The following is a 13,189-nucleotide window of genomic DNA, read 5'->3' on the forward strand; positions in this document are numbered from 1 at the left end:
CCCTTATAGGTATACATTAGCCTGCGACATCATACCCCTGATCTTCGATCGTATCGATGATTTCTTTCAGCGATACTTTGCCTGAATCAAACGAAACTTCGACCTTGCCCTCGCTTAAATTCACTTTAACGGACTCTACTCCGCCAAGCTTTCCGACGTTTCCTTCTACTGCCTGAACACAGTGGTTGCAAGACATGCCTTCGACTTTCAGTGTTTTTTGTTCCATATTGAAAACCTCCTATGGTTTGATGATATTGATCGGTTTTATATTACCATACCCCTGTAGGGTATTTCAAGAAAACGATTTTCTCTTTTTTCGTTCACGACTTTGAAAAACGCTTAAACACATCAAGCAGCTCCTCGATGGCCTCTTCGCCTTCACCGCTTTTAATCGCGTTTGCCACACAATGGTGGGTATGATCTTCAAGCAGGCTGAAAGCCACCTTTTGCATCGCGGCTTGCACAGCTGAGATTTGAACAAGAATATCGACGCAGTAGCGGTCATTTTCGATCATGTTTTGAATGCCTCTGACCTGCCCTTCAATCCGCTTTAAACGATTTGTGATTTGTTCTTTTCCTTTAGAACTTTTGGGATTTAATGTGTGTTCATGATGATCTGCTGACATCGGAGCACCTCTCTTTCCATTATATTTTGTCCAAGTTACCCGTTTGTACCATTATAAAATGCGAAGCGAAACATGTCTAAAAAAAAGAGACAACCCCAATTTTCTGCGGGGTCGTCCCTGCATATTATTTGTTTAACGCTTTAAAAAATTCTCTCATAAACTCCGGCAGATTGGACCAGTCATGGCCTGAGACCAGATTGGCGTCGACATGAAGCTTCTCCTCTACATAAGTCGCGCCCGCGGCTTCGACTTCCGGCTTGCAGGCGATGTAAGCCGTCAGCTCCCGACCTTTCAGATGTTCTCTCAGGCTTGTGAAAATCAGGCTCGCGTGACAAATCGCGCCGACCGGTTTATTTTCCTCAAAGAAATGAGCAACAATTTTCAGCAGGGAATCGTACATCCGGATAAATTCCGGCGCGCGTCCGCCCGGAATGATGATACCGTCGTATTCGGACGGATCAATCTCATCAAATGAAGCATGCGCGTCAATTAAATAGCCCGGCTTTTCGGTGTATGTATCCCAATCCAGAAAGTCATGAACAACCGTATGAATCTTTTTCTTTTTCGGTGCGGCGATCGTCGTTTCATAGCCCTCTTCAAGACAGCGGTAATAAGGATAATACACTTCCAGCGCTTCAACTGCGTCGCCCGTTACGATCAAAATCTTTTTCGCCATCAAAAACATCTCCTTTCCTTTTTCACTCTTCTATTTTATCCCATTTGCGCCTGATTTTAAAATCAAGTGCTTGAAAAGCTTGGTTTCAGCCGACGATCGTGATGGTCTCTGTAATGTCTTTCAAGAGGGCAAGGTTTGCTTTGTCAATTCCTGAATCTGTGATGATCCTGTATCCGTTATGAAGGCGGTCGATTTGCGAGAAAGCACGGGTCCCGAATTTGCTGCTGTCCGCCATCAAGATCGTTTCGTCTGCAATTTCGATCATCCGTTTTTTCAACAGCGCCTGCATTTCGTTTGAATCGCTCAAACCGCTCGCAGGGTCGACGCCTTTGCAAGATAGAAATGTTTTGTTGACGTGATACATATCAAGGGAGCGCTCAGCCAAAGGACCGACATATGACATCGATTGCGGCAGCAGCATCCCGCCGGTTGAAATGACCGTCACCTTTTCTTTTTTGCTGAGTTCAATCGCGACTCTGACTGAATTGGTGATGACGGTCAGCGGGATGTTTTCAAGCGCTTTTGCCATGTACCATGCCGTCGTGCTGGCATCAAGAATTATTCGTTCCCCGCTTTTCACGTGCTTAACGGCTTCAAATGCAATCATCTTTTTTTCGTTTACGTTTGTAATTTCGCGCTCGCGAAAATGCACCTCCGCTTCTTCGGTCTGTACGCTGACAGCGCCGCCATGACTTCTTTTCAGCTTATTTTCCTTCTCAAGCTTTTCCAAATCGCGCCTGATCGTTTCTTCCGTGACGGAAAAAAGCTCGCTCAGTTCTGTGACGCGTACGCTCGAGCGCAGATTGACAAGCTCGACGATTTTTTGGTGTCTTTCAGCTACAAGCATCCGTTTACTTCCTTCCTTTTTTGGTAAAAGTCACTGTTACTTTCATGATAGCGCATCAGCGCCGATACAGGAAATGTTTTCAGCGGGAAGCTGCGCCGAGAATCTGACTTGTATAGCGGCGGTATGCCGCCTCCCACGCTTCTGTATCTTCCGGTACATACGTTTTTTGAGGGAAGGAAGTCCTGATCGCTTTTCGGGCGCTTTGAATATCCCAAAACATGTCGAGTGCGATGGCCTGTACGGCAATGTTGCCGATGGCGCTCGCCTCTGACGGTCCGGCCCATACATTTCTGGCCAGTACATTCGCCGTGTATTGGCACAGCAGTTCATTTCGAATCCCTCCGCCCGCCATGTGAAGTCCGTCATATTCTTTTCCTGTCAATGTTTCAATCCGTTCAAGCGTAAACCGGTATTTAAACGCAAGGCTTTCCAGCACGCAGCGGATCATCTGTCCGGGCGTTTCCGGCACGTGCTGCCCAGTTGCACGGCAATACTCCCTGATCGCCTCAGGCATATGCACGGGATTAAGAAACATCGGGTCATCCGGGTCAACCGCCGACCTGAATGCTTCCGACTGTCCGACAAGTTTGACAAGCTCGACGCTCGAATAGCTGATCCCGTCTTTTTCCCAATCCGCCTGACAGCGCTGGAACAGCCACAATCCCATAATGTTTTTTAAAAAGCGGAATGTACCGCCGGCACCGCCCTCATTTGTAAAATTCCAATCGAGCGCCTGTTTTGACATCAGCGGAGTGTCAAGTTCAGTTCCAATCAGCGACCAGGTGCCGCAAATCAAATATGCAAAGTCTTCCGTTTCAGCGGGAACGCCGACAACTGCAGAAGCCGTGTCATGTTCGCCGACGGCAATGACCGGTACGGCAGGCACCGACAATTCGCTGCACACTGATTGTGACAGCCTCCCCGCTTCGCTTCCTGGTTTTGCTATATCCTTCGGAAAAATATTGGCCGGGAGTCCCATAAGGCTGATGAGCTCCCAATCCCAATCTGACGTTTTCGGGTTGAACAGCTGAGTTGTCGTCGCATTTGTAAACTCGCTTTTTTTCTCGCCCGTTAAAAAATAGCGCAGCAAATCAGGAATCATTAAAAGCGTTTCCGCGTGTTCCAACAGCGGAGAATTCGCTTTTTTCAGCGCCCGGAGCTGAAAGATGGTGTTGAACGGCAAAAGTTGAATACCGGTTCTTGAAAACAGCTCTTCTTTTCCGATTTCATTCAGCACCTCCATCATCATTCCGTCCGTGTAAGGGTCTCGGTAATGATAAGGGTTCCCCAACAACTCTCCGTTACGATCGAGAAAGCCGACATCAACCGCCCAAGAATCGATTCCGATACAGCTGATTCGTCCGCAGCCGTTTTTCGCCTTTAAAATGCCTTTTTTGATTTCATGATAAAGCCTGAGAATGTCCCAATAAAGGTGTTTTCCCGCCTGAACGGGCTGATTTGGAAAACGGTGAATTTCCTCCGCTTTGATCAGACCGCCGTCCACATGACCTGCATAAGCTCTGCCGCTCGACGCACCAAGATCAAAAGCGAGAATCGTCACCAGCTTGCACCGCCTTTGCCGCGTGCCAGTATTTTCTCCGCATACCCGCTTTCCGCATAAGCTTTGAGCGGATCAGGCGGGACGTTCATTTCCTCCCGCACGGCGTAAAGGAGCGGTTTGACGTCAATTTCAAATGCTTCGCGGATCGCAGCCTCTGCGGCAAGAACGTCATGATTTTCCTGCGCTTTCTTCACTTCATCGAAGTTGATCAAAAGCGCTTTTGCAAATTGAGTCTGCACATTCATGACCGAGCGCAGTACAGCCGGGATTTTAGGTTCGAGATTATGGCATTGATCAAGCATATACGAAATATGTTCGGCCGTCTTCCGGACATTCGGGTCGGAATCGCGGCAGGCGTCCAAAATTTGATAAAAAATGAGAAACAGTTCGTACGGGTTGTGCGCGCCTGCGATCAAATCGTCATCAGCGTATTTGCGGCTGTTGAAATGAAAGCCTCCGAGACGTTTTTCGTCAAGCAAATAAGCGACAATGTGCTCGATGTTCGTCCCTTGGGGATGGTGGCCGGTGTCGACGAGCACCTCAGCCTTCGGCCCGAGCTTTTGCGCCAAATTGTAAGCCATCCCCCAATCCGCCAGGTCTGTATGATAAAATGCCGGCTCAAAAAACTTGTATTCAATCAAGAGCCGCATATCATCGTCAAGCGCTTCGTATACTTCAGCCAGACACTCATACATCCAATTTTTCCGTTTTCTGATGTCGCCCTGACCGGGATAGTTGGTTCCGTCGGCAAGCCAGAGACTGATTTCCTTGGATCCTGTTTGTTTTGCAATATCGACGCATTCGAGCAATTGCTCAGTCGCTTTTTGGCGAATGTCCGCTTTAACGTTTGTGACGCTTCCGAATTTGTAGTCATCGTCCTGGAACAAGTTCGGATTCACGGCGCCGACGGCAAGGCCAAGCTGCTCGGCGTGCGCTTTCAGCTTTCCGTAATCATCAACTTGATCCCACGGAATATGGATGGCGACGGAAGGACAAGTTCCGGTTAATTTGTGAACGACTGATGCATCTTCCATTTTTTCAAATGGATCCCTCGGTACGCCCTCTTGCTGAAACACTTTGAAGCGCGTGCCCGAGTCCCCGTATCCCCATGAAGGCGTCTCGATTTTAAGCGCTTTCAATTTTTCCTTTACTTCAGAAAGGCTGATGCCTCTGTCTTTCTGCTGTTCTTCAAATAAAGCGTAAGCCCGGTCATTCATCATGTACACCCTTCCCCCTTGTTTTTAACGGATATGCCATGGTTGACATTAACGCAAGTTCCGGCTGGGTTGTGTCCAGCCGGCTGTACTGGACGATCACAGGTACATCGCTTGCGATCTCGATCGCATAAGGAACATTTTCAGGAATGCGTTCTCCTGCTCGGTGCAAAGAACTTGTGCGAATATGCTTCGTTCTCTTGCCCTGAACCGTCTCGGGAATGCCTTCGAGCGGCGGACGGTCTTCAAAGTATACTGTGATCGCAAGGTTTGCGTCTTCTTCATGGCAATTTAAAACACAGATGGCTTCATGGCTCGTCAAGCTTCCGGAACTTTCCGGAGGAATAAAACCGTCCGGTATGATCCAGTGGGTCTCGCCCTTCATCTCCCTTTTCCCCCTTTGTTTTCTGAAAGGACGGCCGAAGCCGTTCCTTTCCAATTACCTTGAAAATGCGGCCGGCACTCCCCCGTCAACCGTCAGCATGCATCCCGTCGTTTTTGCCGTTTTTTCTGAAGCGAAATAAGCGATCGCTTCGGCGATGTCGGCGGGATAAATGTTGACGGAAAGAGTCGTACGTTTGCGGTAATGCTCTTCAAGCCGATCGGGTTCAATCCCGTAAGCGGCGGCTCTTTCTTCGCGCCACTTGGAGTCCCAGATGGCCGACCCTTGAAGCACCGCATCCGGAAGCACTGAATTCACGCGGATTCCATACGGTCCGCCTTCAGCGGCGATGCATCTCGCCAAATGAACCTCAAGCGCTTTTGCAGAGCTGTATGCCGAAGCGTTTTTGCCTGCATAAACGGAATTTTTCGAGCCGATAAACACCATGCTGCCGCCTGAACCCTGTCTTTTCATTTGCTTAAAAGCTTCTCTGGCGACGAGAAAATATCCTGTTCCAAGTACATTCATATTCAAATTCCATTCTTCGAGAGTCGTTTCATCAAGCGGGCTGGATGTCGCAAGCCCCGCGTTGTTGACGAGAATGTCGATCCCGCCGTAATTAAGGACGATTTCCTCGAATGCCGCCTGAACGTCCTCTTCTTTCGTCACATCCATACGGACGGCGGATGCTCGTTCCGCACCGTATTGTTCATTAATCTCTGCGGCTGTTTTTTCTGCACCTTCTATATTAATGTCAGCAACAGCAACATGCGCACCTTCTGAAGCAAGGCGGCGGCAGGTCTCGCTGCCGATTCCGCCCGCTCCTCCCGTCACAAATGCGATCTTGCGGGAAAATTCGGCTTCCGGCGGAGCAAGCGTTAATTTATAAAGCTCAAGCGGCCAATATTCGACATTGTAGGATTCCTCCTCATTTAGAGATACAAAGTTTCCAAGGACTTCTGTTCCCTTCATGACAGCAATCGCCCGCCGATATAAATCTCGGCTGACCTTTGCCATCGCCAGGCTTTTACCTGCTGCCACCATGCCGATTCCCGGGATTAGCATCACGCGCGGCGCCGGTTCAAACATCTCGTCTCCTTCATGCCGGTTTCTTTGAAAATAGGCGGCATACGATTCTTTAAACCTAGCAATCTCGGTTTTGATCCGTTCGACCAGCTTCTCTGTGTCCTGTTCAGCGGGATTCCACGGAATATAGGCAGGCGTCCGCTTTGTATGCACAAGGTGATCCGGACATGCGGCGCCGACCTGTGAAAGCGATGGAGCGCGCCTGCTGTTCGTGAATTCGAGTACATCATCAGCATCGCACCATGTGAGCAGCATGCGTTTCTCTCCGCTGACAGCGCCGCGGATAATTGGCAAGATATCGGCTAAAATCCGTTTCCGGTCCTCCGGTGCAAGCGGCTCGACCATCTGTCCGCCAAACGGCTGATGATCTTCTGAACGGCTTTTAATGTATGCTTCCGCTTCGCGAATCACAGCAATCGTCTGATCATAGCTTTCTTTCGCCGCTTCCCCCCAGGTGACGAGCCCATGCTTCTCCATTAAAACAAGCTCTGCATTCGGGTTGTTTTTCACACCTTCTGCTATCAGCTTCGATAAAGCGAAGCCCGGTCTGACATAAGGCACCCATACAAAGCGGCTGCCGAATATCTCCTCTGCGATCTCTTTTCCATTATCAGCGCAGCAGATGCTGATGATCGCATCGGGGTGGGTGTGATCGACATGCGGAAACGGCAAAAAAGCATGAAGAAGCGTTTCGATCGACGGCCGCGGGTGCTTTCCGTCCATCATGCAATGGGACAAATATGCCGTCATTTCTTCATCGGTCATGCTGCTCCGTTCCATCAGCGGACGAATATCATCGAGCCTCAGCCCGGTAAATTGGCCCGCTGACATCGTCGCCAAGTCCGAGCCGCTGCCTTTCACCCACATCACCTCGATGTCCCTGCCCCTAAAATCCTTTTCCGTCGTTTTCATCGATGTGTTTCCCCCGCCCCAGTTGCAGACCGATCGGTCAGAGCCGATCAGGTTGGAACGGTAGACGAGTTCGTCAAGACCCGGGCGCAGCGATGCAGCCTCAGTTTCTGACCATAAATATTCCACCATACGTATCACTCCGTTTTTGTTTGTTTATTTTTGAATATGTTTGTTTAAAGGGTAACATATTTTGTTTTGTTTTGTAAGCGCTTTTTTCAGAAGCCATTTTATGATAGAGCTGTTTCAATCGGTCTATAAATAAAAAACCCCCAACAGCAGGCAGCCGTAGGGGGGCAGGAATGTGGAATGTTTTAACCTTTGAAAATAAAATGTCAGATTTTAAGAAAGCGCTGGCATCATGATGATGACGCTTTTTGTCCCGCCGGCTAACCGTTTTGGGAACATATTGATCCACAACAAACGATTGAAAATCGGCTTTTAATCTTTTAATATATAAACTCATGTTTTTTAAAAGGAGGGGTCAGGATGAATAAAACACTGCACGCACCAGTCAAACTGATTATCGCAATTTTTATGATTTGCACATTTTCTATCGGCTTTACAGAGTACGTCGTTATGGGTATATTGACTTCCATTTCAAAGGATCTCTTTGTTCCGATTTCATCTACCGGCTTATTGGTAACGGCATATGCGGGAAGCGTTTGTCTGACGGGGCCGATCGTCACCATATTGTCGGTAAAAATGCCGCGAAAACCGGTATTGATCGGCTTGATGAGTGTGTTTGTACTGTCGAATGCGCTCAGTTTCCTGGCGCCGAACTTCACCGTTTTGTTGATCTCAAGAATCCTATCCGCTTCCATTCATGGCGCATTTTTTGCAACGACGATGGTGTTCGTCAGCGAAATGGTACCGCCCGAAAAGCGGGCCGCCGCTGCCGCTTCAATGAACGGCGGCTTGACCATCGCCCTGATGCTCGGCGTTCCGTTCGGTTCTTATTTAGGCGACCTTTTCAACTGGCGGATCGTTTTTCTGATGATCGCATGCCTCGGATTGATCGGCCTCGCCGGCATTTGGCTGACGGTGCCGCACAGAAAACCGAAAGTCGTCCCTAAATTGATCCATGAATGGGATGTGTTTAAAAATAAACAAGTTCTTTTCTCTTTTGCTATCACAATTTTCGGCTATTCAGGTGTATTCATCGCCTACACGTTTATTGAACCGATGCTGCGGCATTCTACCGGTTTTGGCAGCCTCGGCATTACAGCCGCCCTTTTCGCCTACGGATTTGGCGGAGTCGTCGGCAATTTCTACGCCGGAAAGGTGCCGTTTCACCTGTTAACCCGCTCCATGATCGGCGTGATGATCGCGCTCATGGCGATCCTTGCGGCCTTCCCTTTTGTCAGCGGACACCCTGCCGGCGCCATCATCGTGACGTTTTTATTCGGAGCCGGCGCTTTCGGAACGGTGCCCCTTTTGCAAACAAAGGTCGTGGCTGCGTCTGAACACGGAACAACGATCGCCACCTCTGTCAGCATCGCTGCATTTAACTTGGCCAACGCGCTCGGCGCATGGATCGGCGGACTCATTCTTCATGCATCAGAGTCCTACACATACCTTGCCACAGGCGGTGCGCTTATGACCATGTGCGGACTGACGCTGACGATGTTCGCCTTTGTGTCTGAGAAAAGACAAGTGAAAGAAGAAATGTGGAGAACGGATCTGTAATTAAAAAAGCTGCCCGGTTTTAAGACCTGGCAGCTTTTTTGTTTGGTTCTTGCAGCGTCTTTGTCTGAGCTGCTTTCCGCATGATCGCGATCATCAAAAGGGCGGACGCGGCATAGACGATGCCGAAACAGCCGAAAACGAAAACAGAAGATGACATTCCTAATAACACGCCTGATAGAACAGGACCGCAGGCCATTCCCGTATACCTGATAAAATTAAACATGCCCATCGCACTGCCGCGGTTCTCATCAAATTCATTTGCCATCATCGTAGAGAACAGCGGCGGGATCAGCCCCATCGTGACGCCGAAAAGAACGAGGGCCGCCGACAACGCGAAAAGTGAAAACGAGTGGGTAAAGCCAAAACAGACGACGCTGGCCGCGGCGGTCAGATTGCCGATCAGAAACAGGCGTCCGAGCGACAATCTCTTTTGTATCCACTTAAACAGCACGCTGCCGGCAACCGTACTGACCGCTATCGGCAAATACAGCAAGCCGACGATCTGCAGATCAAGGTGATAATGATCAGTCAGCAAAATCGGCAAATATACGATCACTGAAAAATAAATAAAGAAAAGAAGATAGCTTAATATCAAAACGGCATTTCCCGTCCTGTTTTTGAAAATATCCTTATAATGCGACAACAGGCTGCCCGCGCTGAGATTGGTCTTTTTCTCCGCATGGCTCTGCGGAAAGCAAAACGCATTTCCGAAAAGCAAAAGAACAGACAAGACTGTCAAAAACCAAAAAATTCCCGGATAATTATAGCGCTCCCCGATAAAACCGCCGAGAATAGGTGCCGCTGCCGGTGCAAGGGAAAGCAGCATTTGATAAGTCCCCATCGCACTGCCCCGCTTCGTTCCCTGGAACAGAGATCCGATTGTGGTTGCCGCAATTAATGGAAGCGCTGCCGTCCCTAAAGCCTGCAACACCCTGAAAAAAAGAAACAGTCCAAAGTCCCGTGCGACGGCGCAGCCGATTGTAGCAATGACCGTTACGATCATGCTCGCCATCATCACAAACCTCGATCCTTTAAAGTCGACAATTGAGCCGACAATGATCTGCATCACAGCTGTAATGAAGATGAACAGCGAGACGGACAGGTTGACCATCGATACGGAAACGTGAAACGAATCTCTGATTAACGGAATGATGGGTGAATAAATATTTTGATTCAACGATGCGAAAAAGGCGCTGATACACACAAAATACATAATGAAAGAAGCATTTAATTTCATTGGTCTCATGTCAAACCGCCTGCCTTGTTTTTGTTTATTCGTTAACAATTCCTTCAATATCGTTCACTGGTTAACAATATTAATTGTAGATGACTCCTTTATCAATGTCAATGAACATTTCTTACTGCAGCTTTAAAGTTTTTACAAACTTTTTACTTATCGGGTTTCTTCACTCGAAAAACGCCTTAAAAAAAGGTTCCTTCTGATCAAAATTCCTCAGATTCACAAAAAACGTTACGAATATTTTCATATTTTGAATTTGATTTGTGTTGACAACTGGAAAAGATAGGGATAAAATGACTATTGTTTACTAGTAAACTTTTATGCTGTACCTTGCCTGATTTTGAGCTCAAACTCTTGCCCTGCTTTAACTATTGAACAAATGTGATACCCCTTCATCATGACCCGCACCATCGCTTATTCTTCTCGATTCATCGTGAAGTTGAGACCAGCCTATTCCCAGCTCGATAAACCGCACGTATCCCATCATTGATTGCAAAAGAAGTCATTCTATGTCCGTTAAGGAGGAAATCAATGACAGAGCTTACAATGGAGAGCAAACACCGGCCATTCAAAACTGAAACTCTTACCCGAAACTGCAATGAAATACTAAAACGCAGACGCCATGTTCTCATTGGCATCAGCCCGTTTAACAGCCGATTTTCCGAAGATTACATTCATCGGCTTATCGGCTGGGCCGTCCGTGAATTTCAACATGTATCCGTGCTTTTAGCCGGAAAGGAAGCAGCCAACCTTCTCGAAGCGCTCGGCACCCCGAATGGGAAGGCCGAACGGAAAGTCAGGAAAGAAGTCTCACGGAACCGGAGATTCGCTGAAAAGGCGTTGGAAGCGCATGGCGGCAACCCCGAGGCCATTCATACATTTTCCGATTTCGCGAACCAGACCGCATACCAGCGTTTGCGGATGGAAGTCGAAGACGCCTTTTTTGACCAGCCGCATTTCCGCAAAGCCTGCCTGGAGATGTCGCATGCGGCGATCCTCGGACGGGCCCGGGGCATTCGGATGGATGTCCAGGAGGTCAGCGCCGCCATGCTGGAGCTGGCTGTTGAATACGTCATCGCTGAACTTCCGTTTTTCATCGCCGCCCCTGATATTTTAGGCGTCGAAGAGACGCTTCTTGCTTATCACCGTCCATGGAAGCTCGGCGAACAGATCTCCCGTCATGAATTTGCCGTCAAAATGCGCCCAAATCAAGGATATCTTATGGTTTCCGAATCGGACGAAAGTGTGGAATATAAAAGCATGCAGGAGGAACGAGTATGAATCAATCGCTAAAAACCTTCACCGTGTTGTCAGAACAATATCACGAGAATCCGTATCAATATTTCTCATACCTTCGGGAATCTGATCCCGTCCATTATGAAGAATCGCTGGACAGCTATTTTATCAGCCGCTACCAGGATGTGCGCCGCGTGCTCCAGAATCAGGACGTCTTTACAACGAAATCGCTTGCCAAACGGGCCGAGCCCGTCATGCGCGGACCTGTGCTCGCCCAAATGAAAGGCAAAGAGCACACGGCGAAAAGGAGAATCGTTCTGCGCCGTTTTATCGGGGAATCCCTTGATCACCTCACGCCGCTCATTAAAGATAATGCACAAAGGCTTTTGGCCCCTCATCTTGAGAAAGGGCGGATCGACCTTGTCAATGATTTCGGCAAAACGTTCGCCGTTTGTGTGACGATGGACATTTTAGGTTTGGACAAGAACGACCACCAAACAGTGAGAAACTGGCACAGCGGCGTGGCCGATTTCATTACCAGTTTGAATCAGGCGCCTGAGGACCGGGAGCATTCCCTTAAATGCAGTGAACAGCTCGCTGAATATTTGAATCCGATTATCGAGGAAAGGCGCAAAAACCCCGGCCATGATTTAATATCCATCCTTTGCACTTCCGAATACGAGGGAGTAGCGATGTCTGACCGCGACATCCGCGCGCTGATTCTCAATATATTACTTGCCGCCACGGAACCGGCGGACAAGACGCTCGCATTAATGATTTATCATTTGCTTCATCATCCCGATCAAATGAATGACGTGCTGGAAGACCGCACGCTCCTGCCTCAGGCCATCGCAGAGACGCTGCGCTACAAGCCGCCGGTGCAGCTCATCCCGCGCCAGCTTTCACAGGACGCGGTGATCGGCGGAGTCGAGCTCAAAGAAGGGACGACTGTATTTTGCATGATAGGCGCGGCAAATCGCGATCCTGAAGCGTTTGAGGAGCCAGACGAGTTCAACATCCATCGCACCGACCTGGAAGTCAAAAGCGCATTCAGCGGTGCTGCCAGGCATCTCGCATTCGGTTCAGGCGTCCACAACTGTGTAGGAGCGGGGTTTGCGAAGACGGAAATCGAGCTTGTCGCAAATATCGTCCTGGATCAGCTGAAGAATATCCAGCTGGAGGAAGACTTCGTTTACCGTGAGACAGGCCTTTACACACGCGGCCCCGTCTCGCTCAACATCAGATTTGATACGAAACATTAATCTTGTGAAAAAGCCTTCTCCTCCCGAGAGGAGGCTTTTTCAATTGCCGCTTCACTGATCTTCGCCAGCTCTTCAAAATCCTCCTTCCCTTCGATCGCATGTGAAAGTTCGTGGCATTGAACGATTTTAAAACCATTCATTTTAAACATCGCGATGATTTCAATTCTCCCCCGGTCTCCGTTTGTTTTGACAACATTGACCGTATACCTGACCGCTGCGCTTTGCAGTCGCTCGTCAAACAAAAACTCATGAAAGGGCGACACCGTTATGGTGCGGGCAACCTTTTTCAGCGTCCTCATGTGATCTTTAAACTGCACAAGGTCAATTTGACTGCCGTCGGTTACTTGAACATAATTCTCGCTGAAGTAATCGGGAATTTTTTCAGTATTCATTTCACTCAAGATGTCCTGATACATGCTGCTTAAAAACTGTTGGGCTTCACTTTTATTCATTCGCTTCTC

The 13,189-nt window shown here is 48.7% G+C and carries 13 protein-coding genes; 3 read left to right on the forward strand and 10 right to left on the reverse strand.

What is annotated here, in order from left to right:
- Positions 1-16: 16 nt before the first annotated feature.
- The 8 genes from copZ to MHB72_RS18560 form a co-directional block, all read right to left on the reverse strand.
- Positions 17-226: a copper chaperone CopZ gene (gene copZ, locus MHB72_RS18525; RefSeq protein WP_020452955.1), complete on the reverse strand. Its 210-nt coding sequence runs from the start codon at positions 224-226 to the stop codon at positions 17-19.
- A gap of 94 nt (positions 227-320) precedes the next feature.
- Positions 321-626, reverse strand: a complete 306-nt coding sequence (csoR, locus tag MHB72_RS18530) for a copper-sensing transcriptional repressor CsoR (RefSeq protein WP_020452956.1) — start codon at positions 624-626, stop codon at positions 321-323.
- A 124-nt stretch (positions 627-750) separates the two neighbouring features.
- Positions 751-1,302 (reverse strand): DJ-1/PfpI family protein, encoded by a 552-nt coding sequence (locus MHB72_RS18535; protein WP_003185255.1) that lies wholly within the window; start codon positions 1,300-1,302, stop codon positions 751-753.
- A gap of 85 nt (positions 1,303-1,387) precedes the next feature.
- Positions 1,388-2,149, reverse strand: coding sequence for a DeoR/GlpR family DNA-binding transcription regulator (locus tag MHB72_RS18540; protein ID WP_020452957.1), 762 nt, complete (start codon positions 2,147-2,149; stop codon positions 1,388-1,390).
- A gap of 79 nt (positions 2,150-2,228) precedes the next feature.
- Positions 2,229-3,710 carry a rhamnulokinase gene (locus tag MHB72_RS18545; protein WP_101561468.1) on the reverse strand — a complete coding sequence of 494 codons (1,482 nt, stop codon included), beginning with the start codon at positions 3,708-3,710 and terminating at the stop codon, positions 2,229-2,231.
- A complete protein-coding gene (rhaI, locus tag MHB72_RS18550) occupies positions 3,707-4,927 on the reverse strand; it encodes an L-rhamnose isomerase (protein WP_020452959.1) in 1,221 nt (406 codons plus the stop codon). The genes MHB72_RS18545 and rhaI overlap by 4 nt, the downstream gene beginning before the upstream one ends.
- Positions 4,920-5,309, reverse strand: coding sequence for a sensory rhodopsin transducer (locus MHB72_RS18555; protein ID WP_023856290.1), 390 nt, complete (start codon positions 5,307-5,309; stop codon positions 4,920-4,922). Before MHB72_RS18555 ends, rhaI begins: the two co-directional genes overlap by 8 nt.
- A 54-nt stretch (positions 5,310-5,363) precedes the next feature.
- A complete protein-coding gene (locus MHB72_RS18560) occupies positions 5,364-7,433 on the reverse strand; it encodes a bifunctional aldolase/short-chain dehydrogenase (protein WP_216919499.1) in 2,070 nt (689 codons plus the stop codon).
- A gap of 357 nt (positions 7,434-7,790) precedes the next feature.
- Between MHB72_RS18560 and MHB72_RS18565 the strand changes: the two genes are divergently transcribed.
- Positions 7,791-8,990, forward strand: coding sequence for an MFS transporter (locus MHB72_RS18565; RefSeq protein WP_216919497.1), 1,200 nt, complete (start codon positions 7,791-7,793; stop codon positions 8,988-8,990).
- 19 nt (positions 8,991-9,009) lie between these two features.
- Here the strand turns inward: MHB72_RS18565 and MHB72_RS18570 are convergent, their stop codons facing one another.
- Positions 9,010-10,236 (reverse strand): MFS transporter, encoded by a 1,227-nt coding sequence (locus MHB72_RS18570; RefSeq protein WP_216919495.1) that lies wholly within the window; start codon positions 10,234-10,236, stop codon positions 9,010-9,012.
- A 525-nt stretch (positions 10,237-10,761) separates the two neighbouring features.
- Between MHB72_RS18570 and MHB72_RS18575 the strand changes: the two genes are divergently transcribed.
- Together MHB72_RS18575 and MHB72_RS18580 are read left to right on the forward strand one after the other, a co-directional pair.
- Complete coding sequence (locus MHB72_RS18575; RefSeq protein WP_025810757.1) at positions 10,762-11,511, forward strand: tRNA-dependent cyclodipeptide synthase; 750 nt, start codon at positions 10,762-10,764, stop codon at positions 11,509-11,511.
- A complete protein-coding gene (locus MHB72_RS18580; RefSeq protein ID WP_216919493.1) occupies positions 11,508-12,728 on the forward strand; it encodes a cytochrome P450, cyclodipeptide synthase-associated in 1,221 nt (406 codons plus the stop codon). The genes MHB72_RS18575 and MHB72_RS18580 overlap by 4 nt, the downstream gene beginning before the upstream one ends.
- Here MHB72_RS18580 and MHB72_RS18585 read toward each other — a convergent pair.
- Complete coding sequence (locus tag MHB72_RS18585) at positions 12,725-13,180, reverse strand: metallopeptidase (protein ID WP_105979781.1); 456 nt, start codon at positions 13,178-13,180, stop codon at positions 12,725-12,727. The two genes, MHB72_RS18580 and MHB72_RS18585, sit on opposite strands and share 4 nt — an antisense overlap.
- Positions 13,181-13,189: the final 9 nt, after the last annotated feature.

This window comes from Bacillus sp. FSL K6-1284, assembly GCF_038002625.1.
Taxonomy (GTDB): Bacteria; Bacillota; Bacilli; order Bacillales; family Bacillaceae; genus Bacillus; species Bacillus paralicheniformis.